The sequence below is a fragment of the Hymenobacter coalescens genome, assembly GCF_054783195.1.
In genome coordinates this window covers 185980-210792 of record NZ_BAAGRA010000022.1, presented here as the reverse complement: position 1 = coordinate 210792, position 24813 = coordinate 185980, and the positions used below count along the sequence as shown (strand labels likewise).

The following is a 24813-nucleotide window of genomic DNA, read 5'->3' as shown; positions in this document are numbered from 1 at the left end:
GTACGCTATTTTGGCCGGGCGGTAGCCATCACGTCGAAAAGCAGCTGAAAGTCATTGCGGATGGCTTGGTCGCCGAGGTCAGCGAAGAAACGGGTGGAGCGGTAGCGAATGCCGAACTGGGTGCGGTCGAGGGAGACGGTGCCGCGCAGGCGCAGGCCGCCGGCGATGGGCGTGACGGTAAGCGGGAAGCTCACTGGCCGGCGGACGCCTTTGATGGAAAGTAGACCGCGCACCTGCGCGGGCAGCCCGGTCTGCAGGCGGAACTCGGCCGTCGGAAACCGCGCCACGTCGAAGAATTCGGCGCCGCGCAGGTGTTGTTGCAGCTGGGCGTTATCGTGGTGCAGGGAGGCGAGGTTCACCACGAAACGGCCGTTGCGCAGCGTCGTGCCGTCGTACTCAAACGAGCCGTGGCTGAGCGGCACGGTACCGCTGGGAGCGTAGCTGCCGACCTCGGCGTGGCCCACCCAAACCAGGCGGCTGGCCGCGGGCTGCACGGTGTAACGGATGGCGGCCGGGCGGAAGGCCGCCGCAGCAAGCAACAGCCCCAGCAGGCCGGCGCACATGGCAAAATAAGGCAGGCGACGCGTGAACATGGCGGAATTCAGCAGGAAGAGGTGGTGGGCAGGACTAGCGCGGAGTGGCTTCCGTTTCGATCAGGCCGAAGCCCTTGTAGAGCCGGCCCTGCTTGTCGCGGGCCAGGATGTACCAGAGCGCGTCGCCGCCGTAGAGCTGCCGGGCGCTGCTGGCGTACCGGTAGTTGCGCCCGAAGGTATAGGTGCGGCCCTGGCGCAATTGGCCCTGCGGGCAGTCGAACAGCTCGGCAAACTCGGCCGGCGTTTCGCGCATGTTGGCCTGCCAGCCGGCGGCGCTGTACCAGATAAAGCTGCCGCACTCCACAATTTCCAGATCGGCCACCTCCGCGCGCACCATGGTGCGGTGCTTCCACACGTAGCGGCCGGGCTGAGCCGAGTCGGGCTCGGGGTAATTGGGGTTGGGCGTGTGCCAGAGCGAGAGGCCCACCGGCACCTGGCGGAGCTTGTCGGGCAGGGCGCGGGAGTGGTCAGACCAAGCGGAGGGTGGCGCCTGGGCCGCGGCGGCCAGGGGCAGCGCCAGCAGCAGTAACAGCGGGGTTTTCACGGGTCGGGTCGGGTTGGTAGAACCATGACCCGAAGGTGGCCGCCGCCCGCCGCGCAAGCGCCCCAGTGCCGGATGTGGGGCGTCCCAAAACCTGATTTGGCACCTGTTGGCGACGAAGCTCAGAGGCTACTGCCCGCGGTTGAATTCGCTGGGGGCCAGGCCGGTTACCTGCTTGAAGATGCGGTTAAAGGTGGTTTTGGAGTTAAAGCCGCTCTCAAAGGCAATGCCCAGCAGCGTGAGCCGGGCCGCGTCGTCGGTGGCGGCGAGGCGGCGCTGCACCTCGGCTACGCGGTAGCCGTTGACCAGCTCGTTGAAGGACTTGCCGAAGCCCTGGTTCACGGTGAAGGAGACGAGGCGGGGCGGCAGGCCGGTGTGCGCGGCCAGCTCGGCCAGGGTCAGCGTGGGATTCAGGTACAGCCGCTCGTCTTCCAGCGCCCAGCGGACGCGCGCCAGCGCCACCGGATCGACGGCCGGCTGCGCGCGCGGCTCCGGGGCATCGACGGGGGCGGCGGTGGGCGCGGCCAACGTAGGCAGTGCCGCCGGGCCCGGCGGAGCGAGCTGCTCGGCCGTTTCTTCCGGGCCGAAGTGCACGGCCCGCATATCGGCCTGGCGCAGGCCCACTACCCCGATCAGAAACACGACAAAACCCAGCAGCTCCGTGGAGTAGTCGTAGCGGTAGTACAGGTCGAAAAACTCGCGCAGCACTACTTCCACCAGCCACTGCGCGCTGACCACGGCCAGCAGCACCAGCAGCACGCGCAGCCAGCGCAGGCGCAGCTGGGAGGTCTCGGAAAAGTTGTCGTCGAGGTAGCGGCGGTAGCGGCGCAGCAACTGCAGGCTCAGGGCCAGGTACACCATCAAGGATAGCCACGTACCGATAAACTCCAGGCGGTAAGTAAAGGGCCGGTGCACGTGCTGCCAGAACCAGTTGCGGGTTTCGTAGCTCTGCAGGCGCAGACCGGCGTAAAGAGCGGCCTGCAGCAGTACCGGCGCGAAGTGCAGCAGGTGGCGGGGCTGCAGGCGAAAGTCGTGGTTGGTGAGGCTGCGGGCGTAGAAGTAGAGCAGCGGCCCAAAAGCCAGGGAATAGTAGATGGGCGCGAAGTACCAGCCGGGGTTTTGCTGGTAGATGCCGGCCACCCGGAAAAAGCCGTCGAGTATCCATAGCGCCAGGGCCAGCATGAGCAGGGCGAGCAGGCGGTTGGGGCGGCGGTTGTGCGGGGCCAGCCACAGCAGCCCGGCCGCAAACGCGGCCTGGGCCACCACGGCCAGCAGCAGCACCACCACGGGCGTAAACGGTATCTGCATCGTGGTCAGCGGTGAGCGAGCCGGCAAGGTAGCAGCGGCGCGGGCATTGCCGAGCGCCCGGCCGCTGCTATGTTTACTTCGCCAGCGGACCGTCCCGCCGGCCCCCACCCCACTGCCTATGCACGCCGGCCGCAACTTCAGCCTGCGCGAAGTGCTGTACTGGACCCGCCGCGACCTGTACCGCTGCCTGCTCTGGGCCGCCTTGCCCACGCTGCTCTACCACTTCCTGGGCTTCACGTTCCTCTCCCTGAGTTGGGTGCCCATTGCCCTGCTGGGCACGGCCGTGTCGTTTCTGGTGGGCTTCAAAAACAATTCCAGCTACGGCCGCCTCTGGGAAGCCCGGCAGATTTACGGCAGCATCATCAACGCCAGCCGGGCCTTCGCCGTGATGGTGCGCGACTTTCTGGCCGCCACCGCTCCCGAGGCCGTGCCCCTGATCTTCGCCCGTCACTACGCCTGGCTGACGGCGCTACGTTACCAGCTGCGCGAGCCCCGCGTCTGGGAAAACCTCAACGACCCGGCCAACCGCGAGTACGCCCGCCACTTCCAGATTCCGGAGCACCACGCGCCGCTGGAGCCGGAGCTGGCCCGCTACCTGGACCCGCAGGAGCTGGCTTATGTGCTGACCAAGAAAAACCGCGCCACCCAACTGCTGGCCCTGCAGTCCCGGCAGCTCAATGGCTTGGGCGCGGCCCTTACCGAACTGCAGCTTATGCAGCTGCAAACGGCCATTACGGCGCTCTACGAGCACCAGGGCCGGGCCGAGCGCATCAAGAACTTCCCCTACCCGCGCAACTTCTCCTCCATCACCACCATCCTGCTGTACCTGTTCGTGCTGCTGGTGCCGTTCGGGCTCATCAACGAGTTCAACAAGCTCGGCGCGGGCACCTTCCTAGAGGGTTACTCGGTGTGGATCAACATTCCCTTCGCCGCCCTGCTGATGTGGGTGTTCCTGGCCCTGGACCGGGTGGGCGAAAGCAGCGCCAACCCCTTCGAGGGCAGCGCCAACGACGTACCGATCAGCAACATCTCGCGCACCATCGAAATCGACCTGCGCGACATGCTGGACGAAACGGACCTGCCAGCCCCCATCACGGCGGTAAATAACATTTTGGTGTAGGCCGGCTCGCAGGCGGCGCCACAAGCCCGCAGCAGAACGCCAGCATGTCGAAACATTTCGTCCGGGAGCTAACCTCTTCGATCAGCGAGGAGGTTAGCTCCCTGTTTCAGCCCGCGCGACGTCGCGGCAAGCTCGATATGACGTGCTGATTGAAAATCGTGAGGCCGGCAGCTATTCCGTCGCGTCGCGGTAGCGAAACTGGTTGGTGAGGCTGGAGAATGGCTTGCCGTCGAGCTCAGCGTAGGGGTACACGAAGTAGTTGAGCGGCTCGGCCTGTTGCGGGGGCGTCAGCACCAGGTCGCGGCCGCGGGTGAGTTCCACCCGGTTTTCGTCGTGGTGACCAAAGAAGTACTCCCGCTTGTCGGGGTTCTTGGCCGCTTCGGAGGCGTCGATGGGCACCCAGCCGGTTTGCTTGGTGTAGAACTCCGCCCAGCAGTGGTAGCCCTTCACCTCGCCCGCGCCGCGCTCGGCGGGCAGCGGAAAGCCGATGCTGAAGCGCGCCGGGATGCCCAGGGCGCGGCAGTACCCGATGAACAGGGCGTGAAAGTCGGTGCAGTTGCCCCGGCGCGCGTCGCAGGCGTAGTAGATGTCGCCGCGGCCCCAGCCCTGCCCGCTCTTGTCGTACTTGACGGTGGCCACCACGTGGTTGTAGATGGCGCGGGCCTTTTCCAGCTCCGTGGTGGCGCGGGCCTGCGCCGCCACGCGCAGGGCCCAGATGCGGATGGAATCGTCGAGGGGCACGAGGCGGTCGGGGGCCAGCCAGCGGCTCATGTTCGGATCGGCGGGCTCCTTGGGCAGCTTGCGGCCGGCTACTTTGGGCAGCAGCGGGTTGATGTGCTCGCGGCGCGTTACCTGGCAACGCAGCGCCACGGTGAACGGCGCCCCGGCCGACGGGCTCACGCGCAGGTGCAGCACTTGGTTGCCGTACTGCCCTTCCCGCACCTGGTACGGGTACGGGCAGTCGATCTGCAGGCCCTTGATATCCTGCGAGGCATCGGCGTGGGGCACAGGCAGCCAGAGGTCCAGCGCCTTGCCGCCGGCGGGCACGGCCGCCACCACGGTCTGGTACTCGAAAGCAAAGGTGCGCACGCGCGGCACCAGCGGTGCGGCGGGTTGGGCAGCAGCAGAATCGGCCAGCATCAGCAGGGCGAACAGAAAGAAAACAAAAGCGGCGCGGCGCGGGGCAGGCGCCGGACGGGTAGCTAACGGCATGGCGGTATTAACCCCGGGTGGCCCAATAAGTTCGCGCCGGCGCCGGTTGCGGCCAAAGGTACGTTGCGAATCGTGGCGGCCGGGAGCATTCGGTGCGGGGCCGCTGTACTTGATTGGCCACGCCGATGGTCCCGGCCGGGCGCACATACGGTGCGTCCTGCCGTTCTTTGGAGCTGCTTGCCCCTTCCCCGCATGAAGCCCGTTTCCGCCCCGCCCATACTTGATCTGGCCTCGTTTCCGCAGCCGGCAACGCAGCGGCCCTACTACGCCGAGCGGCTGGCCACGCACCTGGCGCGGTTTCCGCACGTGCGCGAGCCCCACGCCCACGACTTCTACCTGCTGATTTACGTGACGGCCGGCGAGGGCACGCACACCATCGACCAGGTCACGTACGCGCTCCGGCCCGGCAGCGTGTTTTTGCTGGCGCCCGGGCAGGTGCACCACTGGCAGCTGCCGCCCGAGGCGCAGGGCTACGTGGTGTTCTTCGCGGCCGAGTTCTACCTGTTTCGCCACCCCGGCCCGCGGCTCTACCAGTACCCGTTTTTCGACGGCGTGCACCCGCCCGTGCTCTACCTGCCGCCGCCGGCCCAGGAAACCGAGCTGCTGCCGCTGCTGGAGCGCCTCTACCAGGAAACCACCCGCGAGCAGCCCGAGCAGGCCGAGGTGGTGCGCTCGTACCTGCACCTGTGCCTGGAGCTGGCCGCCCGGCACGCGGCGGCGCCGGCTACGGGCGGGCCCCACCTGGCCTTGCAGCAGATCCGGCAATTCGGGGCCTTGCTGAACCAGCACTACCGCACCCACCGCACCGTGCAGGAGTACGCTCAGCTGCTGCACCTGACGGCCAATCACCTGAACGCCGTGTGCCGGCGTGTGCTCAACAAGACGGCCAGTACCCTCATTCACGAGCGGGTGGTGGTGGAGGCCCAGCGCCTGCTGGTCCACTCGGCCCTGTCGGTGGCGCAGGTAGCCTACGAGCTGGGCTTCGACGACCCTTCGTACTTCGGCCGCTACTTCCGCAAGTACACCGGGCGCACCCCGGAGGCCTACCGGCAGCAGCGTTGATTTGTGCCAGACTTCCCCCGAAGTAGTCCGGTGCGGCGGCGTACCGAGCCCGTACTTTTGCCGTAGAAACCAACGCCGGCACGGCGGGACACATGTATGCTCCAGTCCGACCGGTTTCGGCTGCCCACCTGCCCAGGTAGCCCCTCTTTCATCTTCGCAACATCTGTTATGGCTGCTGTTGATTCTTCCTCGCTGGCCCTGCTCGAACTCAAATGCCCCCGTTGCCACGAAGGGCGGTTGTTTACGCACTCGGCGCTCAGCCTTACCAAGTTTTCGGATATGCCCGAGCACTGCCCCGTGTGCGGGCAGAGCTATGAGCCCGAACCCGGCTTTTACTACGGGGCCATGTACATCAGCTTTGGTTTTGCCGTGGCCATCTTTACCGTGGCCGGCGTACTGCTTTACTACCTGGCCGGCGACCCGCCGCTGTGGGTGTACATCACCACCGTGGCCGTAGCCACGCTGGTCACGCTGCCATTGGTGTTTCGCTACTCCCGGGGCCTGATGCTTTACCTGTTCGGCGGCGTCCGCTTCGACCCGCGCTGGCAAACCCGGGGCGCCGCGCCGCGGGTATCGCCCAAATAACCAGCCCCGCTAGCCGGTGACGCGCAGGCCTGCCCCAGTCGGAGCGGGCCTGTCGTGCTTCTGCCTGGTGCTGCCCCTTTACTTCTTCTTTATTATTTTGCTGATAGTCAAAGCATCACACAAGCGCTGGGTGCCCCTTTCGGCGGGTTCGTTCAGCCGGATGCCGGCGCCCCAGCCCAACCCCCACGCTTGAGCTACGTTAAAGGGGACGCAACAACCCGCGCCGCAGCGGGTATGGTTTCATTCTCTGACCGATCCTAGCCATGAAAAAGCTCCTCGTTCTCGCCGCCCTGTGCATGACCGGCGTTGCCGCCAACGCCCAGACGCGCACCACGACGACCACGCAGCAAACCACGACCACCCCGGCCCAGACCACTACCCCGGCGCCGGTAATCGTGCAGCCCGCTCCGGCTACCACCACCGAAACCACCACAACCACCGTGGAATCGACCACGACGGGCGGTGGCACGGGCATTCAGACGCAGGCCGGCACCGGCGTGACGCAGGGCACCGCAACGCCCCGCACCGACGACGTGAAGGTGAAAGAGAAGCGTCGCAAGTCGAAAGCCAAAATGGATGACTAACGCCCGGCCTTTCGCGCCGCTGGCTGCCACTAGTTTCCGCCCGTTCGCGCCCCGGCCCGGACGGGCGGACCTGTTTTCGGGCCGTCGGCGCGCCGGGCCGCGCGGGGTATTTACGGACCGGGTTGCAATTGCTCCCGCATCCGCCCGATATTGCCCGCGGTACGCCGTGTGGCGGCCGAGCCCGTCTCATGCAGCGCCTCAGGCGGCGCTACGGGCCCGCGTCCTGCTGCTGCCGCTTGCTCCCTCCTGCCCCGCCCGCCGCGGCTTTGCCCCGGTTGCATCCCGCCATTCTGCTCACCTCTCACCGCTGTTCTGCACCCGGCGGGCAGCCAGACCCGTCCGGTCAGCCGCCGTGCGGGCCATTACTTCCTCATGAGCTTACCGTACCTCGTCATCGACTTCGACAGCACTTTTACGCAGGTAGAAGGGCTGGACGAGCTGGCCGACATTGCCCTGCGCGGCCACCCCGACCGCGCGCGCATCGTGGCCGAAATCAAGGCCCTCACCGACGGGGGCATGGACGGCTCGGTGTCGTTCAGCGAATCCCTGCGGCGGCGCGTGGCCCTGCTGCCGGCCCGGCGCGAGCACCTCGAGGAGCTGGTAGCGCACCTGCACACCAAGGTGTCGGAGAGCATCCGCCGCAACCAGGCGTTCTTTCACGAGCACGCGCCGGGCCGCATCTACATCGTGAGCAGCGGCTTCCGCGAATTTATCGAGCCGGTGGTGGCCGAGTTCGGCATTCCGGCCGATCAGGTGCTGGCCAATACCTTCACCTTCGACGCCGACGGCAACATCACCGGCTTCGACTCCACGAACCCACTCAGCCAGGACGGCGGCAAGATCCGCCAGCTGCAGCAGCTGGGCCTGGACGATGCGCCGGTGTACGTGCTCGGCGACGGAATTACCGACTATCAGATCCGCGAGGCCGGGCTGGCGGCGCGCTTTTACGCCTTTACCGAAAACGTGAGCCGCCCGGCCGTGGTGGCCCACGCCGACCAGGTGGCGCCCACTTTTGACGAGTTTCTTTACCAGAACAAGCTCCCCATGACCCTCTCCTACCCTAAAAACCGCATCAAGGCCCTGCTGCTCGAAAACATCGAACCCACCGCCGAAAAGCTGTTTCGGGAGGAAGGCTACCAGGTGGAAATCGTGCCCGGCGGTCTCGACGAGGAGGAGCTCATGGCCCGCATCGAGGGCGTGAGCATTCTGGGCATCCGCTCGAAGACGCAGGTGACGCCGCGGGTGCTGGAGCGGGCTAACCGGCTGATTGCCGTGGGCGCCTTTTGCATCGGCACCAACCAGATTGACCTTGTCGGGTGCATGCAGCGCGGCATCGTGGTGTTCAACGCGCCGTTTTCGAACACCCGCTCGGTAGTGGAGCTGACCATCGCCGAAATCATCAGCCTGGCCCGCCGCCTGCCCGTCAAGAGCGAAAAGATGCATCAGGGCGAGTGGGACAAATCGGCTGCCGGGGCCTTCGAGATTCGCGGCAAGAAGCTCGGCATCGTCGGCTACGGCAACATCGGCGCGCAGCTGTCGGTAGTGGCCGAAGCCATCGGCCTGCAGGTGCTCTACTTCGACATCGCCGAAAAGCTGCAGCTGGGCAACGCCGTGAAGTGCCGCACGCTCCCGGAATTGCTCAGCCAGGCCGACATCGTAACCCTGCACGTGGACGGCCGCCGGGAAAACACCGGCCTGATCGGCGCCGAAGAGCTGGCGCTGATGAAGCCCGGCGCCTTGCTCCTCAACAACGCCCGCGGCCACGTGGTGGACGTGCCCGCCCTGGCCGCCGCCCTGCGCAGCGGCCACCTCGGCGGCGCGGCCGTCGACGTGTTCCCGTACGAGCCCAAAACCAACGCCGAAACCTTTGAGAGCGAGCTGCGCGGCCTCTCGAACGTGCTGCTCACGCCCCACATCGGCGGCAGCACGGCCGAGGCGCAGCGCAACATTGCCGAGTTTGTGCCGGAGCGCATCATGCAGTACGTGAACACCGGCAACACCCAGCAGAGCGTGAACCTGCCCAACCTGCAGCTGCCGGCCCAGCAGGACGCGCACCGCCTCATCCACATTCACCACAACGTGCCCGGTGTGCTGGCCCGCATCAACAACGTGCTGGCCGCCCACCAGGTGAACATCCTCGGCCAGTACCTGAAAACCAACGAGCACATCGGCTACGTGATTACCGACGTGAACCGCGAGTACGATCAGGACGTCATCCAGGCCCTGCGCGAGGTAGAGCATACCATCAAGTTTCGGGTGCTGTACTAGCGGATCCTGCTTGAAACGGTTTTAGGGCGCTTCCCGCCCGCCCTGCGCGCCGGCCTGAAGGCGCAAAAAAGCGAGAGGCCACCCCGTCCGGGGGTGGCCTCTCGTTGTAGCAATGGTGGCTTTATGCGGCCTTCTGGCTAGTTGCCGCCGCTGGTAGCCGGTTCCGGCTCGACGGCGGAAGGCTTGCGCAGCTGCAGCTGCTCGCGCGTCGTCACGGTGCCCACGGTCATGCGCAGGTTGTAGTCGCCCGGGGGCAGGCCGGTGAAGTCCAGCGTCTGGTGGTGCGGGCCGGCGGCCTGGCGCCGGTAGTCCGACACGCGCACCGGAGCGCCGTTCTGGTTGTAGAGCACCCAGCCCATCGGAATGGCCTCGGGCAGCTCGTAGCGCAGCTGCACCACGCCGTTGCTGGGGTTGGGGTAAATACTCATTTTGTTGGCCCCCACGCCAGGCCGGGCACCGGCCATGATCAGCGGGGCGGGCTCCTCGGCTTCCACCGGCGTGAGCTTCCACATCTGGCCTTCCTTGCCGCTGTAGCGCCATTGCACGGTGCCCTCCACCGAGTCGCGCACGCTCAGGGCTTTGTTGCTGTGCTTGGCCAGCAGCTTGTAGTAGCCGTGCTCGGTGGGCTCGATGCGCCACAACTGGTTGTTGCCGCTGTAGTAGGTCCACACGTTCATGGGCGTGCCGTTGGAGGTGGAGCTGCCAAGCACTTCCAGCACCTTGTTGTTGCCGGGCACCATCAGGCGGTAGTAGCCGTTGCCCAGGCTTTCAATGCGCCACTGCGGGGCCGTTTTGGCAGCTTCCACGGGCGTGAGGCCGGCGGCCTGGTAGGCGCGGCTGTTGGGGCGCGAGGGGTCCAGCACTTCCAGCGGCTTGCCGGTGGTGCGCGAAGTCAGCACGTACACACCCGGCTCTACTTCCGCCGGGGCGTCGGGGGTTTTCGCTTCGGCGGCTTTGCGGGCCGCTTTTTCGGCCTCGACAACTTTGGCGCTGGCCTTGTCGGCTTTGGTTTCGGCCTTGGCTACCTTGGTTTCGGCCTTCTCTACTTTGGTTTCCGCCTTGGCTTCGGCTTTTGCCACCTTATTTTCGGCCTTTTCCACGCTCGCCACGGCCTTGGCTTTGGCCTTGGGCACCTCCTCCGACTTGGCGGCCACGGCGGCCGGGTCCGGAATCAGCGGCGCGTCGGTGGGGTATAGGTACATGGTCGGAATGGTCTGCGGGGCCTGGCCCGGCGCCATCCACTGCAGCTGCAGGCTGGCCTCGCCCTCGCCGTGAGCGTACTCCAGCCGGATGGTCGTCTTCTCGCCAGCGGCCAGCCCCACGGAGCCTTCGCCCCCGGTCTTGTTACCGGCCCAGGTATCGAGTACCTTCTTGCCGTTTACCCACAGCCGGACCTCGCCGCTCGTGCGCGCCACGAAGCGGTAACTGCCCGTGCCCGGAGCGGCCAGCAGGCCGTCCCAACGGGCTGAGAAGTTATCCTCGGGCAGGCTAGGCGACGGACGGCCCTTGCCCCACTGGAAGTCGATAGCGGCGTCGAGGCGCCGTACTACGGGGGCGCCTGCCAACGAACCGTTGGAGAAATAACTGGCCGTCAGGCCGGTACCAGCTTCCTGCGTCGGCAGAAGCCCGGCAGATTTGCCGTTGGGTGTGCCTGCCGAAGCGGCAGCCGAAGAAACGCCGGCGTCGGCCAGGTGGGCGCTACCGGCACAAAGTCCGGCCACCAGCGAGCAGAAGATCAGGCTACGCACAGTAGGAGAAATTGAAGAGTGACTAGCAAAAAATAACCGCTGCGCCTGCTGCCTTTGGTACGTGGGTGGGTACGCAGCAAACGAACGGTGCCCTGAATCTACAGTTTCTCCCGCAGCCTTCCCAACAGCGGCGGGCATTCTTGCCGCGTAGCTTCATCCTTTCATGCTTATAGATAAATGCTTCGTTCTCCTGTGCCAGATTTTGCGCGGGACCGGCTGAGCGCAAAACAGTAACTTTCTAAGAATCACCTCACACGACCAGGCCCCCGGTGGCTCCGCGCAGGGCGGACCCACCGGGGGCCTGGGCAAGGATTCGCGGAGGCCGCGCGCTTAGGCGGCGTCGTCCTCGGCGTAGGCGCCGCCGTTGCCGGCCACGATGTTTTTCTCTACGATTTCGCGGGCCAGGTTCAGGTAGCTGATCGAGCCCTTGCTTTCCGCGTCGTGCAGGATGACCGGGATGCCGAAGCTCGGCGACTCCGACAGCTTCACGTTGCGCGGAATGATGGTGTCGAACACGAGCTGCTGGAAGTGCAGCTTCACCTCCTCTACCACTTGGTTGGAGAGGCGCAGGCGCACGTCGTACATGGTGAGCAGGATGCCTTCGATTTCCAGCTGCGGGTTCAGGCGGCTCTGAATGATCTTAATGGTATTCAAAAGCTTGCCCAGGCCCTCCAGGGCGAAATACTCGCACTGCACGGGGATGATGACCGAGTTGGCGGCCGTCAGCGCGTTGACCGTGATGAGACCCAGCGAGGGGGAGCAGTCGATAATGATGAAGTCGTACTGGTCCACGATGGGCTCCAGCGCCGTTTTCATCTTCTCTTCCCGGTTCGGCAGGTTGATCATCTCCACCTCGGCCCCGACGAGGTCGATGTGGGACGGCATCAGGTCCAGGTGGGGCAGGATGTTGGTCGGCAGGATGATGTCCTGGGCGTTGATGCCGTCGACCATGCACTCGTAAATGCTGTGCTGGATGTCCTTGGGGTCGAAGCCCACGCCGGAGGTAGCGTTGGCCTGCGGATCGGCATCCACCAGCAGGGTGCGGTATTCCAGCGCCGCCAACGAGGCCGCGAGGTTGATGGACGAGGTGGTTTTGCCCACGCCGCCTTTCTGGTTGGCTACCGCAATGATTTTGCCCATTTCGTTCTAGTTGACAGTGGCCAGTTGTCGGTTATCCGTGTTCAGTTTTCGAAGGTAAGAAACTGCCCGCGGACAACTAACAACCGACAACTTACAGATTAATCGTTTGGCCGATGGTCGGCAGCACCAGCTCGATGCCGGCTTCTTCGGCTTTGCGCATGGCTTCGGCGTGGTCAATCTTGATGACCGGGAACGTATCGAAGTGCATGCCGATGACCTTTTTGACGCCCACCCAGCGGGCGGCAATCAGCGCGTCGTCAATGCCCATGGTGTAGTTGTCGCCGATGGGCAGCAGGGCCACGTCCAGGCGGTGCTGCTCGCCGAGGAGCTTCAGGTCGTAGGTCAGGGCCGTGTCGCCGGCGAAATACAGGTTGCCTTCGCCCGTTTCGAGCACGAAGCCCGCCGCCAGGCCGCCGTAGGAGCCGTCGGGCATGGAGGAGCTGTGCAGGGCCGGCACCATTTTCACGGTGCCGAAGGGCAGCTTTACCTTGCCGCCGATGTTCATTTGGTAAGTGGCTTTCAGGCCCTTCTCCCCAAACCAGCCTGCTACTTCGGCAATGGCCACCAGCTCGGCGCCGGTGCGCTGCGCGATGCGCTCCACGTCGGCGACGTGGTCGCCGTGGCCGTGCGAGAGCAGCAGGTAGTCGGCCTCGATTTCGTCCACGTTCACGTCCTTGGCCAGGGGGTTGGGGCTGATGAACGGATCGAAGACCAGGCGCGAGCCGCCCACGTGCAGGCCGAAGCTGGCGTGGCCGTAATAGGTAAGTTCCATGCGGTGAAGGTTGCGGTGGTAAACGGCGGCGGCAGCCCGCGGATTTCGCCGTACTTTGCTACAAATATACACCTCTTTCCCGTTCGCATGCCCCGCTTTTTGGCCCGTCCGGGCCGTGTTCAGGGTTCTTCAAATTCGCCGCGGCGGCGCCCGGAATGCGGCACTACCCGCGCCATTGGCCCTTTTGTTTGGCCCGGCACCCAGGCCGTGGCGGCCCCTGGGCCGGCGCCGTCGGCCGCCGCCGCGGCGCTCGGCCTCGTGCTTAGCCTAAGTTTTTTAGCCGGCTGCGGCCCCGCCGAGAAGCCCGCCGACGAGCGGCGGGTGTTCCGCTACAACCAGCCCGAGGCGCTGACCTCGCTCGACCCGGCTTTCTCGCGCAACCAGGCCAACATCTGGGCCGTGACGCAGCTCTACAACGGCCTCGTCGACCTCGACGACTCGCTGCGCCCCGCTCCCGCCCTGGCCCGGCGCTACAGCATCAGCCCTGATGGCAAGACCTACACGTTCGTGCTGCGTCCCGGCGTGCACTTCCACGACTCGGAGGTGTTTCCGGGCGGCAAGGGCCGCGAGGTGAAGGCCCAGGACGTGGTATACTCTTTTCGCCGTATCATCGACAAGCCCACGGCCAGCCCCGGCGGCTGGATTTTCCGCGGCAAAATCCTTGAAAAGCCCGACGGCGAGCCGTCCGACACGGCCTTTGTAGCCCCGAACGACTCCACGGTGCGCGTGTACCTGAAGGAGCCGTTTATTCCCTTCCTGGGCATCCTGACCATGCCCTACGCCTACGTAGTGCCGCGCGAGGCCGTGGAGCGCTACGGCAAGGATTTCCGGGAGCATCCGGTGGGCACGGGGCCCTTCGTGTTCAAGCGCTGGGACGAGGGCTCCGCCATCGTGTACCACCGCAACCCCAACTACTGGCGCCGCGACGCGAAGGGCAAGCAACTGCCCTACCTCGACGCGGTGCAGATCAGCTTCATTGCCGACCGCAAATCCGAGTTTCTGACCTTTCAGCAGGGCAAGCTCGACTTTCTTTCGGGCATCCGGGCCGGCTCCAGGGACCTGATTCTGTACCCCAACGGGCAGGTGCGCGAGGACTTCGCCGGCAAGTTCCGCTACGAGAAGGTGCCCTACCTGAACACCGAGTACCTCGGCTTTCAGCTGGATGCCACCAACCTGCGCGGCGCCGCCGACCAGCCCGCCCTGCGTGACCGGCGCGTACGGCAGGCCCTGAACTACGCCCTGAACAAGCCAGAACTGCTGGCCTACTTCCTCAACAACGTGGGCGTGCCCGGCAACTCCGGCTTTGTGCCCTCGTCGCTGCCCTCGTACAGCGAAAAGGAGGTACCGGGCTACTCTTACCAGCCCGCCAAGGCCCGGCAGCTGCTGCGCGAAGCCGGCTACGGCCCCGCCAAACCGCTGCGCCTGACCCTGACCACCGTGGCCGAGCGCAAGGAAATCAGCGAGTACCTGCAAAAGAAATGGGCCGAAGTGGGCGTGCAGGTGCAGATCGACGTGAACCAGTCGGCGGCCCAGCAGGAAGTGGTCGACAACGGCCGCGTGGCATTTTTCACCAAGAGCTGGCTCGGCGACTACCCCGACGCGGAAAACTACCTGGCCCTGTTCTACAGCCCCAACTTCTCCCCCGCCGGCCCCAACAAAACCCACTACAAAAACCCCGAGTACGACCGCCTCTACGAGCAAGCCAAGCTGGAGCGCGACGACCATAGGCGCTGGGCCCTCTACCAGGCCATGGACCGCCTCGTGGTGCGCGACGTGCCCGTCATTCCGCTCTACTACGACCAGGTGGTGCGTCTGACGCAGAACAACGTGCACGGCCTCACGCCCAACCCCATGAACCAGCTGGTGCTGGAGCGCGTCTGGAAAGACTAGCACGGGGTCACGGGGTCAGCCCCAAAAGCCAACGCCCGACTGTCAGTACAGTCGGGCGTTGGCTTTTGGGGCGAGTTGCCATTCGCGCTTAGAAGTCGGCTTTGGTACCGCCGCTGATGCGCTCCAGCTGGTTGTTGATGTAGGTGAGCAGGCTCATCAGCTCGGCGGGCGCGCCCTCTTCCACCTGCACGGTTTTGGCCGGGTGCCCAGGGCGGCTGTAGGTCAGGTACGTGGAAGGCATGTCCGTGGCGCCGCTCATGTACTGCCCTTTCAGCCGCTCCAAGCCCACTTCATCGGCCTGCCGCATCATCTCACGGACGGTTTCGGCCGGCAGGCGCAGCTCGTGGGTGCCCACCTTGGCTACGTGCCGGTAGCCTTCGTAGTGCACGCGTCCATCGGCGTATATCGACGCCTCGAAGTGCGGGCACGGGCCCAGACAGGGCGTTTTGCGGAACACCAGCACCGGCCGGGCAGCCATCTGCTCCCCACCGCCGTCGGTCAGGCTGCCGGCTGGGCCCTCGCCGCGCGGCGGCTGGGGGGCCTGGTCGCTGCCTGCCGGGTGCAGGGTACCATCCTGCGGCAGCCCTTGCCCGGGAATAGGTTTCGGCGGGGCGGTCGGCAGCAGCGGCGGTTTGGGCGCCTCATCGGCGGGTGTGAGCTGACCGTTTTGCTGCGGAATGGGTTTGGGCGGGGCCGTGGGCAGCAGCGGCGGCTTGGTAGTCGGCTGGTCGGGCGTATTCAGCTCTCCGGCTTGGTGCGGCGGCTGCTGAGGTTGCTGCGGGATGGGCTTCGGGGGGGCCGTGGGCAGCAGCGGCGGCTGGTCGGGCTGCGGAATGGGCTTGGGAGGGGCCGTGGGCAGCGTGCCGCCCCGCGGCGGGCCCGAGGGCTGGGTGACCGGCGGCTGCTGGGTGTGCCGCGGCGGGGGCGTGCGCACCGGCGGGCGCGGGTCGCGCACGGGCGGCTGGGCGGGCGGGGGCGTCCGGATAGGCGGCGGCGGGGTGCGCACGGGGCCCGAGGCCACCGGGCCGGGCTGCGGCGCGGGATAGTCGTAATCGTAGCCGGGCTGGGGGGTCGCCGGCGCGGCCGGGCGGGTACCGCCCACGTAATAATTCACGGTGCAGGCCGGCAGCGAGCCGAGCAGCAGCGCAGCCAAAGCCAGGGGGAGTAAGGTTGAGCGCATAGCGGGAGAGAGAAGGGGAGTTCGGGTGGGCGCTAGCCAAAAAGCGGACCAATAGCGCAAGTAGCTAATATTCGCCAACAAAAAAGCCTCCTGACGGCAGATCAGGAGGCTTTTTTGTTGTTGAGCTGTAGCCCGAAAAATTATTTTTTCTTGGCTTGCTGTCCACCCTTGCGGGCTTCGGTCTCGCGCTCCTGCGCGGCCTTCATGGCCTCGGCCAGACGGGCCTGGAAGCCGGCGGGCTTCTTGTCCTTGTTCTTTTCCTTGTTGGCCTGCAGTTGGGCGTGCAGCTTGTCTTCGTCGACGAAGCGGCGGGTAATGGCCTGCTGGGCGAAGGTCACCACGTTCGACACAAAGTAGTACCAGGTCAGGCCGGCCGGGAAGTCGTTCAGCACGAAGAAGAAAATCAGCGGCATCAGGTAGCTGTAGAACTTCATCGGGCCCTGCATGGCGGCCGGGTTCATCTGGTTGCTCTGCCAGGTCATAAGCAGCGTCGAAATGGTCATCAGCACCGTGAACAGGCTGATGTGGCTGCCCAGGTAGGGCACCTCGAAGGGCAGCTTGATGGGCGCGTCGTAGGTGCTCAGGTCCTTGGCCCAGAGGAAGGACTCCCCGCGCAGCTCGATGGCGTTGGGGAAGAACTGGAACAGGGCGAAGAGGATGGGCAACGTGGCCAGCATGGGCAGGCAGCCGGCCAGCGGGCTGGAGCCGGTGCTCTGGTAGAGCTTCATGGTCTCCTGCTGCACCTTCATCTGGTCGTCGCCGTGCTTTTCCTTAATCTCGTCGATTTCGGGCTTGAGCACGCGCATCTTGGCCTGCGAGAGGTAGGACTTGTACACCAGCGGCCACAGCAGCGTCTTGATAATCACCACCAGAATCACGATGATCAGGCCGTAGGAGCTGATGTACTGCTCCAGGAAGTTGAAGATCGGGATGACCAGGAAGCGGTTCACGTAGCCCAGCACGCCCCAGCCCAGGTACACGTTGCGCTCGAAGTGCGGCGCCACGTTCTTCAGCACCCGGAAAGAGTTCGGGCCGAAGTAGTACTGGAAGCTGGCCCCGTCGACCGACTGCGCCTCGGCCGCCGGAATCTGCAGGGTGCTCTGCATGGTCTTCAGGAAGGTCGAGTCGCCTTCCTTCACGTTGGTGTTGAACTTGCCGCTCGGGAATTGCTTGTCGGCAATCAGGCCGGCGGTGAAGAAGTCGTGCTTGTGCCCGATCCACTTCACGTTCACGGCCGTCTGCTCCTCGGGCTTCTCGCTGGCCTCGGCCATGGAGCCCAGGTCGTCCTCGGCCAGGTAGTAGTTGATGGTCGAGTGGTTGCGGTTCTGCTTGGCGCTCTGCTCGGTCTGCCGCACGTGGTCGACCCAGGTGTAGGTCAGCGGATCGGCCGTTACCAAGCCGCTGAGGCCCACAAACTTCAGGTTGTAGCCCAGCTGGTACGAGTCGTCGTAGAGGGTGTAGGTCTGCTGCACCTGCTGGCCGGGGCCCAGGGTGGCGGTCAGCTGCACGCGCTGGCCCTGCTTGCCGCCTTCCGTCACCGGCGTCACAGCCGAGGGCTGGAAGTACAGGCTGGAAAGCTTCACGCGGCGCCCGTCGGAGGTGGGTACCTGCACGTCGATGTCGGCGCTCTGCTTGTCGAGCAGAAACAGCGGCTGGCCCTGGAAAGTCTTTTCCTCGTTAAGCAGCACCACCTGCGGGCGGCCGCCGCGGGTGCTCAGCGACACGGTCACCTTCGGGTTGCGCAGCTCCACGATCTGTTCGGAGCCCTGCCCGGCCGCGGCGAAGGCGCCGAGGGCGCGCACGATGGCGGCCGAGTCGGGCCGGGCGGCGGTGGCCGAATCGGGGCGGGCAGCCGCGGCCGTCACGGCCGGTTTGGCGGGCTGCGGCGCCGCTTCTTCCGCCTTGGGCTTGAAGAAAAACAGGTACGCCAGCAGCAGGGCCGAGATGAGCATGAGGCCCGTGGCCTGGTTCTTATCCATGAATGGATTAGGTATTGGGTAAAAGGCAGTTAGGAGCTTACTTCAGTGCCAAACTGCGGAAAGCAACCGCAAAAGTACGTGGTAATCAGCGAACTGACTACCCCCGTGCCCAACTCGGCGACGCAGCGGCTGCCTGCAACAACCGGGCGCAGCCGGCACGGCATGCCAAATTGGCCGCCGCGGCGCCGGTGGCCCGGCCTCCGGCCGCCAACAAAGAACGGTGTGCCGGGCGCAGCCGGGGCATTCAGCAGGCCGATGAAGGATGAAAAAAATCGTCCTGCGGGGTCCCGCCAAAGCCTCCTCCCCGCTCCGTAAGGAGGGAAAGATGCTTCGACGGCCCTCCCGCAGGACGTTCAGCTATGCCTGTCCGGTCGGCAGCGCTTACACCACGGCCACCTGCTGCTTGTGGTGCTGAATGGCGGCGCGCACGAAGCGCACGAACAGCGGGTGCGGGTTCTGCACGGTGCTTTTCAGCTCGGGGTGAAACTGCCCGGCGACAAACCACGGATGGTCGCGCAGCTCCACCATTTCCACCAGCCCCGTGTCGGGGTTCACGCCCGAGGCCAGCATGCCGGCGGCCTCAAACTGCGCCAGGTAGTCGTTGTTGAACTCGTAGCGGTGGCGGTGCCGCTCCTCGATGTGGTTGCGGCCGTAGGCTTTGGCGGCCTTGGAGCCCTTGCGCAGCTCGCAGGCGTAGGAGCCCAGACGCATGGTGCCGCCCTTCTGGGTGATGGTCTTCTGCTCCTCCATCAGCCCGATAACCGGGTGGGGCGTGTGGGCGTCCATCTCGGTGGAGTTGGCCCCGGTCAGGCTAAGCACGTTGCGGGCAAACTCCACCACCGCGCATTGCATGCCCAGGCAGATGCCGAAGAACGGGATGCCGGCCTCCCGCACGTAGCGGATGGCGGCCAGCTTGCCCTCGAAGCCCCGCTCGCCGAAGCCCGGCGCCACCAGCACCCCATCGGCGCCGTGCAGCTGCTGGGCCACGTTTTCGGCCGACAGGTGCTCCGATTGCAGCATGCGCACCGTCACCTTGCACTCGTTTTGCGCCCCGGCGTGCACGAAGGCCTCCAGGATGGACTTGTAGGCGTCGGGCAGCTCCACGTACTTACCCACCAGCGCCACGGTCACCTCCTCGGTGGGGTTTTTGAGGCGGCCCAGGAAGTCTTTCCACAGCTCCAGGTCCGGGTCGGGGGCCCCGCCGACGAGCTTCATTTTCTTGATGACGCGCTCGTCGAGCTTTTCCTTGCGCATGAGCAGCGGCACGGAATAGATGCTGTCGGCGTCGAGGCTTTCGATAACCGAGTTGACCTGCACGTTGCAGAACAGGGCAATCTTCTTCCGCATCTCGGCCGGAATCGGGTGCTCGGAGCGGCACACCAGGATGTCGGGCTGCAGGCCGGCCTCGCGCAGGTCGCGCACCGAGTGCTGGGTGGGCTTGGTTTTCAGCTCGCCCGCCGCCTTCAAGTAGGGCAGCAGCGTGAGGTGAATGACCAGCGAGTCCGTCGGGGGCAGCTCCCAGCGCAGCTGGCGCACGGCCTCCACGAAGGGCAGCGACTCGATGTCGCCGATGCAGCCGCCGATTTCGGTGATGACCACGTCGAACTCGCCTTTCTGGCCCAGCAGCAGCATGCGCCGCTTAATCTCATCGGTGATGTGGGGCACTACCTGCACGGTTTTGCCCAGGTAGGCGCCTTCCCGCTCCTTGCGAATGACCGCGTCGTAGATGCGGCCGGTAGTCACGTTGTTGGCCTGCGAGGTGGGCACGTTCAGAAACCGCTCGTAGTGGCCCAGGTCCAGGTCGGTTTCGGCCCCGTCGTCGGTCACGTAGCACTCCCCGTGTTCGTAGGGGTTCAGCGTGCCCGGGTCGATGTTGATGTAGGGGTCGAACTTCTGGATGGTGACCCGGAAGCCGCGGGCTTGCAGCAGCTTGGCAAGGGACGCCGAAACGATGCCTTTGCCCAGGGAGGAGGTAACTCCGCCCGTTACGAAAATGAACTTGGCCGTTGCAGCCGGGGGGGTGATGGTTCGGTCTGGCATAACGGGAAACAAAGGTAGGGAAAGAGTTGGGCGCATCCCTGCCTGTGCCTGCGATGCGCAGTTTTTCCTGGCGGCCAACTGCAGATTCCGCAACCAAGCCCGCCGCGGGCCGGCAGGTTTGGCTATGTTCGCCGCCGGATGTTGCCTTTGCAGGCAGCTACTCGCCCCAAAAAAGATTCCGCTGCTATGCCCCCCCTGCCCACCGCCAGCTTCTGGCACCTGATCGAGCAAGCCAATGCCGCCGCCCCCGCCGACCACGACGCCAGGGTGCAGTACCTGGTGGAGGCCCTGGCCGCCCGGCCGCTGGCGGACATAACCGGCTTCGAATTGACGCTGCGCCAGCTCATCACCCAGGCCGACGACTACGGCATCATGGGGGCACAGAAGATTATCGACGGCTACGTCACCGATGACTCTTACCTGTACTTCCGCTGTTGGCTGATCGGGCAGGGCGAGGCCGTCTTCACGGCCGCTCTGCAACACCCCGATTCCCTGGCCACCGTGGCGCCCGGCCCCTACGACTGTGACTTTGAGGCCCTGCTGTACGTGGCCACCCAGGCCTACGCGCGGCAAACCGGCCGGAAGGAAGACGAGGATGAGACGTTTCCGCGCGCCGTGGCGCTAGCGCACGGATTGAGTTATGACTTTGCTCCGCCGACCAAGGGCACCGACTGGGAGGAGGAAGACCTGCCCAAACTGCTGCCCAAGCTGTGGAAGAAGTTTCGGTAGCCGTAGCGAAGATGACCCGGGCAAATTCAGACGTAGTGCGGTCGTTCAACCGGCGCGAGTTCAGCGTACCATTCAATCCTCTTCCCATGACCAACCCCAACAAAACCACCCTCCAGCAAGCCAACGCCGCCATCACGGCCGGCGACTACGAAGGCTTCCTGGCCCGCTGCACCGAGGACACCGCGTGGACCTTCGTGGGCGAGCAGACGCTGCGGGGCAAGGCGGCCGTGCGCGCGTGGATGGCCACGGCCTACCAGCAGCCGCCCCGGTTTCGGGTGGAGCAGCTGATTGCCGAGGACGATTTTGTGACGGCCCTGGGCACCATCACCATGGCAGAAGACGGGCAGGACGTGGAGTACGCGTACTGCGACGTGTGGCGCTTTCGCGACGGCCAGATGGCGGAGCTGCGGGCCTTCGTCATCAAGCCCGCGGCGTAGGGCGCGGCCCCCTCTTTGCTCCGCCGGCCTGCGCATCTTCGCCCCATGAAAACTTACTTCGTCGACTCCTTTACCACCACGCGGTTCGCGGGTAACCCGGCCGCCGTGTGCCTGCCCGAGCACGAGCTGAGCGCGGCGACCATGCAGCACGTCGCCGCCGAAATCGGGTTTTCCGAAACGGCTTTCGTCCGGCCCGATGCCGCGGGCCGGGGTTACCACATCCGGTTTTTTACGCCCAAGCAGGAAATTCCGCTGTGCGGGCACGCGACGCTGGCGGCGGCCAAAGTCACCTTCGACGCTACCGGGCTGCAGCAAGTGGTGTTCGTCAACCCCGATGGCGTGGAACTGCGGTGCGAGCAGGTAGAGGGCAGCATCCGCATGCGCTTTCCCGTGTACGAAACCGAGCCCATCGACGTGCCGACGGCCGTGCTGCAGGCCCTGGGCCTGGCCGACTGCCTGAATGCCCGCTACAGCCCCCGCAACAAAATCATCCTGCTGGAAATCGGCCGCGCGGCGGTGCTGGCCGGCCTGCAGCCCGATTTTGCGGCCTTGATGCGCTCCTACCAGGGCATCAACGGCGTGCTGGTGACGGCCCGCGCCGATACGCCCGCCTACGATTTCCATTACCGTTACTTCTGGCCCTGGGCCGGCACCAACGAGGACCCCGTTACGGGCGGGGTGCACACCTTCCTGACCAAGTACTGGGCCGACAAGCTGCAACGACGCGAGCTGCGGGCGTTTCAGTCGTCGGCGCGCACGGGGCACATGCGCACCGAGCTGCGGCCCGACGGCGTGTGCATCTACGGGGAAGCCGTCACGGTGCTGGCGGGCACGTTTTACCTAGAGTCGCATGAGCACTGATACCTTATCCGCGCTGTTCCGCCGGGATTTGCTGCGGCTGCGCCGCGAAATCGAACTGTACAGCCGCGAGGAACACCTCTGGCTTACCGCGGGCACCATTGCCAATTCGGCCGGCAATCTGTGCCTGCACCTGATCGGCAACCTGAACACCTACATCGGCCGGGAGCTCGGCCACACCGGCTACGTGCGCCACCGGGAGCTGGAATTTTCCTTGCGCGACGTGCCCCGGACGGAACTGCTGCGCCGCCTCGACGACACCCTCGAAGTAGTTACCACGACGCTGGCCGCGCTGCCGGCGGCGGCCTTGCCAGAGGAATACCCCGCGCTGGTCCTGGAGCACAAAACCTCGACCGAGTACCTGCTGACGCACCTGGCCACGCACCTGGCCTACCACCTCGGCCAGGTCAACTACCACCGGCGCCTGCTCGACCAATAAGGGCGGCATGCCCCTGGGCCGGCTCGCCGACGGATGTGCTGGGCCCGCCCCAGGCCTGGCCTCTGCCCTACCCTGCCAAGTGCCGCGGTGGGCGGGGGCCGCACGCCGCATGACCCAGCGCCCCCGATGCGGCCATTGCCTCTATCCCGGCAAGCCTTAAAGCGCTGCGGCCAGGTGATTGGGTGGTTGCCTTTGGCTATGTTAACAGTCTCAGGTCCATGTAACCCATTCCTACCATGACCATTTCCGCCACCATCCAAAGCACCGCTGACCAACTGCACACATCGGTGCAAACCAACGGCGCGGCCCAGGTGCTGCCCCTGCCCCCGAAGCCTACGGGCGCCGGCTCTGCCGTCAACGGCGGCGAGCTGCTGCTGCTGGCCCTGGCCACCTGCTTTGGCAACGACCTGTACCGCGAAGCGGCCCTGCGGGGCCTGGTTCTGACGAGCGTGACGGTGGAGTGCCACGGCACCTTCGGTGGCCCCGGTGAGCCTGGCACCGATTTTCGCTATACGGCCCGGGTGGAGGCCGACGCCCCGGCGGCGGAAATCGAAGCGCTGATCCGACACACCGACCGCGTGGCCGAGGTTCACAACACGCTGCGCCGGGGCCTGGCCGTTACCTTGTCGCTTTGAGCCGGCCTGGGCTTGCCGGGTCGGCTGGCCCGATGTCGCCTATTCCTGCCTTGATCCTACGCGACGCGGAATGAAGCAGCACTCCGCGCGCCCACGCGGTCCGGCCGGAATCAAAAACTGCCGGGCTTACCGTAGTTTAGACGCCTCATGCGCCGTTTGCTTCTCCATTTGGTCGGCTGGGTCGGCTTCGCGTCTTTCGCTCAGGCCCAAACCAGCCCGCCCACAACGTCTCCGCCCTTGCCCGCCGCCCCGACCGACTGGCTGGTGCGCGAGCTGGAAAACTCCCCGGTCCTGCGTCAGCACCACGCCGGCGTGCAGCTCACCGACGTGGCCACCGGCGAAACCCTGGTGGCCTGGCACGCTGACAAGTACTTCGTGCCGGCCAGCACCCAAAAAATGCTTACGCTGTACGCGGCGCTGCGCATCCTGCCCGATTCGGTGCCGGCCCTGCGCTACGTCGTCCGCGGCGATACCCTGCTGTTTCGCGGCACGGCCGACCCCTCGTTTCTGCACGGCGACATTCCCAGCACCCGCGCCTACCAGCTGCTGCAGCGCTGGCCCGGTCCGCTGCGCTACGCCGAAACGCCCCTGGCCGACGCCAAGCTCGGCCCCGGCTGGAGCTGGGACGACTTTCCGTACTACTTTCAGCCCGAGCGCGGCGCCTTTCCCATCTACGGCCACACGGTGCGCTTTTATTACCGCCGGCCCGGCCAAAGCAGCGTGGTGGTGCGCCCGGCCTCGTTCAGGGCCGCCACGCAGCGTGCGGCCGCCGGCGCCACCAGCCCCGACCACGTGCGCCGCGAGCTGGAAGCCAACCGCTACACCTGGTACCCGGCCCCGAAGGCGTGGGTCGACGAAGTGCCCTTCCGCACCGACCAGCCGCTGCTGCTGCAGCTGCTGCGCGATACCCTGAAGCGCGACGTGCAGCCCGCCCGCTGGCGCCTGCGCCCCGGCGAGGCGCCCCGCACCTACTACGGCTTGAACGTGGACTCGCTGCTACGGCGCACCATCCGCGTCAGCGACAACTTCCTGGCCGAGCAAACCCTGCTGCTCTGCTCCGCCCAGCTCGGCCACGACACGCTCAGCATTGCGCGCACCATCCGGCACGTGCGCGGGCAGGGCTGGCTACGCGAGCTGCCCGACTCGGTGGCCTGGGTCGATGGCTCCGGCCTTTCGCGCCAGAATCTCTCCACGCCGCGCAACCAAGTGGCCCTGCTCCTGAAGCTTTACCAGCTGGTGCCCGAGCCGCGCCTGCTCGACCTGCTGGCGGCCGGCGGCCGGCAGGGCACCCTCAAGCGCGCCTACCGCGACCCGAAAGAATTGTGGTTCTGGGGCAAGACGGGCACGCTGACCAACAACCACAACCTCTGCGGCTACCTGCGCACCCGCTCGAGCCGCCTGCTGGCCGTCAGTTTTCTGAACAACAATCACTTAGCCACCACCGGCATCGTTCGCCGCGAGATGGAGCGCGTGCTGACGCTGGTGCGCGAGCAGCTGTAAGGCTTGCCGCCAGGGCCCCGCAGCGCGGGCATCCGCCCGCCCGGTGGTCGTAGCACGCGTCCGGAAGCATCCTGTGCGGAAAGGCCCGCGCCGGCCGCTGCCGGACGGCCCGCCACCCTGGTCCGGGTCGAGCCCGATAAAAATGTTCCACGCATATAAATTTATCAATCAGCAGTTTAACAATCGCCTAACC

At 65.7% G+C, this 24813-nt stretch carries 22 protein-coding genes; 12 read left to right on the top strand and 10 right to left on the bottom strand.

Annotated elements, in window-relative coordinates:
• Nucleotides 1–5: 5 nt before the first annotated feature.
• From ACYVKQ_RS20855 to ACYVKQ_RS20845, 3 genes are all read right to left on the bottom strand, one after another.
• A complete protein-coding gene (locus ACYVKQ_RS20855; RefSeq protein ID WP_460677297.1) occupies nt 6–593 on the bottom strand; it encodes a YceI family protein in 588 nt (195 codons plus the stop codon).
• Nucleotides 594–627: 34 nt separating this feature from the next.
• Nucleotides 628–1137: a hypothetical protein gene (locus ACYVKQ_RS20850; RefSeq protein ID WP_460677296.1), complete on the bottom strand. Its 510-nt coding sequence runs from the start codon at nt 1135–1137 to the stop codon at nt 628–630.
• Nucleotides 1138–1263: 126 nt separating this feature from the next.
• The gene (locus tag ACYVKQ_RS20845) at nt 1264–2442 is read right to left on the bottom strand and encodes a helix-turn-helix domain-containing protein (protein WP_460677295.1); all 1179 of its coding nucleotides are present in this window, start codon (nt 2440–2442) and stop codon (nt 1264–1266) included.
• Between the two features lie 118 nt (nt 2443–2560).
• Between ACYVKQ_RS20845 and ACYVKQ_RS20840 the strand changes: the two genes are divergently transcribed.
• The gene (locus ACYVKQ_RS20840; protein ID WP_460677294.1) at nt 2561–3562 is read left to right on the top strand and encodes a bestrophin family protein; all 1002 of its coding nucleotides are present in this window, start codon (nt 2561–2563) and stop codon (nt 3560–3562) included.
• A gap of 171 nt (nt 3563–3733) precedes the next feature.
• Here the strand turns inward: ACYVKQ_RS20840 and ACYVKQ_RS20835 are convergent, their stop codons facing one another.
• Entirely contained in the window at nt 3734–4774 is a 1041-nt protein-coding gene (locus tag ACYVKQ_RS20835; RefSeq protein WP_460677293.1) for a transglutaminase-like domain-containing protein, read from the bottom strand.
• Between the two features lie 192 nt (nt 4775–4966).
• Between ACYVKQ_RS20835 and ACYVKQ_RS20830 the strand changes: the two genes are divergently transcribed.
• From ACYVKQ_RS20830 to serA, 4 genes are all read left to right on the top strand, one after another.
• Nucleotides 4967–5836 (top strand): AraC family transcriptional regulator, encoded by an 870-nt coding sequence (locus tag ACYVKQ_RS20830; protein WP_460677292.1) that lies wholly within the window; start codon nt 4967–4969, stop codon nt 5834–5836.
• 168 nt (nt 5837–6004) lie between these two features.
• Nucleotides 6005–6421, top strand: a complete 417-nt coding sequence (locus ACYVKQ_RS20825; RefSeq protein ID WP_460677291.1) for a DUF983 domain-containing protein — start codon at nt 6005–6007, stop codon at nt 6419–6421.
• Nucleotides 6422–6684: 263 nt separating this feature from the next.
• Nucleotides 6685–7005: a hypothetical protein gene (locus tag ACYVKQ_RS20820; RefSeq protein ID WP_460677290.1), complete on the top strand. Its 321-nt coding sequence runs from the start codon at nt 6685–6687 to the stop codon at nt 7003–7005.
• A gap of 372 nt (nt 7006–7377) precedes the next feature.
• Entirely contained in the window at nt 7378–9273 is a 1896-nt protein-coding gene (serA, locus tag ACYVKQ_RS20815) for a phosphoglycerate dehydrogenase (protein WP_460677289.1), read from the top strand.
• 137 nt (nt 9274–9410) lie between these two features.
• Here the strand turns inward: serA and ACYVKQ_RS20810 are convergent, their stop codons facing one another.
• The 3 genes from ACYVKQ_RS20810 to ACYVKQ_RS20800 form a co-directional block, all read right to left on the bottom strand.
• Nucleotides 9411–11021: a PA14 domain-containing protein gene (locus tag ACYVKQ_RS20810; RefSeq protein ID WP_460677288.1), complete on the bottom strand. Its 1611-nt coding sequence runs from the start codon at nt 11019–11021 to the stop codon at nt 9411–9413.
• 330 nt (nt 11022–11351) lie between these two features.
• Nucleotides 11352–12161, bottom strand: a complete 810-nt coding sequence (locus ACYVKQ_RS20805) for a ParA family protein (protein WP_460677287.1) — start codon at nt 12159–12161, stop codon at nt 11352–11354.
• 91 nt (nt 12162–12252) lie between these two features.
• Nucleotides 12253–12933 (bottom strand): metal-dependent hydrolase, encoded by a 681-nt coding sequence (locus tag ACYVKQ_RS20800; protein WP_460677286.1) that lies wholly within the window; start codon nt 12931–12933, stop codon nt 12253–12255.
• A 258-nt stretch (nt 12934–13191) separates the two neighbouring features.
• Between ACYVKQ_RS20800 and ACYVKQ_RS20795 the strand changes: the two genes are divergently transcribed.
• Nucleotides 13192–14823 (top strand): ABC transporter substrate-binding protein, encoded by a 1632-nt coding sequence (locus ACYVKQ_RS20795; RefSeq protein ID WP_460677285.1) that lies wholly within the window; start codon nt 13192–13194, stop codon nt 14821–14823.
• Between the two features lie 88 nt (nt 14824–14911).
• On the opposite strand, the gene ACYVKQ_RS20790 is transcribed toward ACYVKQ_RS20795, so the two are convergent.
• The 3 genes from ACYVKQ_RS20790 to ACYVKQ_RS20780 form a co-directional block, all read right to left on the bottom strand.
• A complete protein-coding gene (locus ACYVKQ_RS20790) occupies nt 14912–16003 on the bottom strand; it encodes a DUF6438 domain-containing protein (RefSeq protein ID WP_460677284.1) in 1092 nt (363 codons plus the stop codon).
• A 140-nt stretch (nt 16004–16143) separates the two neighbouring features.
• Nucleotides 16144–17982 (bottom strand): membrane protein insertase YidC, encoded by a 1839-nt coding sequence (yidC, locus tag ACYVKQ_RS20785; protein ID WP_460677283.1) that lies wholly within the window; start codon nt 17980–17982, stop codon nt 16144–16146.
• Between the two features lie 381 nt (nt 17983–18363).
• Nucleotides 18364–20022, bottom strand: a complete 1659-nt coding sequence (locus tag ACYVKQ_RS20780; protein ID WP_460677282.1) for a CTP synthase — start codon at nt 20020–20022, stop codon at nt 18364–18366.
• Nucleotides 20023–20208: 186 nt separating this feature from the next.
• Here ACYVKQ_RS20780 and ACYVKQ_RS20775 point away from each other — a divergent pair, with 186 nt between their 5' ends.
• The 6 genes from ACYVKQ_RS20775 to ACYVKQ_RS20750 all read left to right on the top strand — a co-directional run bounded on the left by ACYVKQ_RS20775 (nt 20209) and on the right by ACYVKQ_RS20750 (nt 24620).
• Nucleotides 20209–20751 (top strand): DUF4240 domain-containing protein, encoded by a 543-nt coding sequence (locus ACYVKQ_RS20775; protein WP_460677281.1) that lies wholly within the window; start codon nt 20209–20211, stop codon nt 20749–20751.
• Between the two features lie 86 nt (nt 20752–20837).
• Nucleotides 20838–21188, top strand: a complete 351-nt coding sequence (locus ACYVKQ_RS20770; RefSeq protein WP_460677280.1) for a nuclear transport factor 2 family protein — start codon at nt 20838–20840, stop codon at nt 21186–21188.
• 45 nt (nt 21189–21233) lie between these two features.
• Nucleotides 21234–22049, top strand: a complete 816-nt coding sequence (locus ACYVKQ_RS20765; protein ID WP_460677279.1) for a PhzF family phenazine biosynthesis protein — start codon at nt 21234–21236, stop codon at nt 22047–22049.
• Nucleotides 22039–22485 carry a DUF1572 family protein gene (locus ACYVKQ_RS20760; protein ID WP_460677278.1) on the top strand — a complete coding sequence of 149 codons (447 nt, stop codon included), beginning with the start codon at nt 22039–22041 and terminating at the stop codon, nt 22483–22485. Before ACYVKQ_RS20765 ends, ACYVKQ_RS20760 begins: the two co-directional genes overlap by 11 nt.
• A 236-nt stretch (nt 22486–22721) precedes the next feature.
• On the top strand, nt 22722–23120 hold the full coding sequence (locus tag ACYVKQ_RS20755) for an OsmC family protein (protein ID WP_460677277.1): 399 nt from the start codon (nt 22722–22724) through the stop codon (nt 23118–23120).
• Between the two features lie 237 nt (nt 23121–23357).
• Complete coding sequence (locus tag ACYVKQ_RS20750; RefSeq protein ID WP_460677276.1) at nt 23358–24620, top strand: D-alanyl-D-alanine carboxypeptidase/D-alanyl-D-alanine-endopeptidase; 1263 nt, start codon at nt 23358–23360, stop codon at nt 24618–24620.
• The last annotated feature ends 193 nt before the right edge of the window (nt 24621–24813 follow it).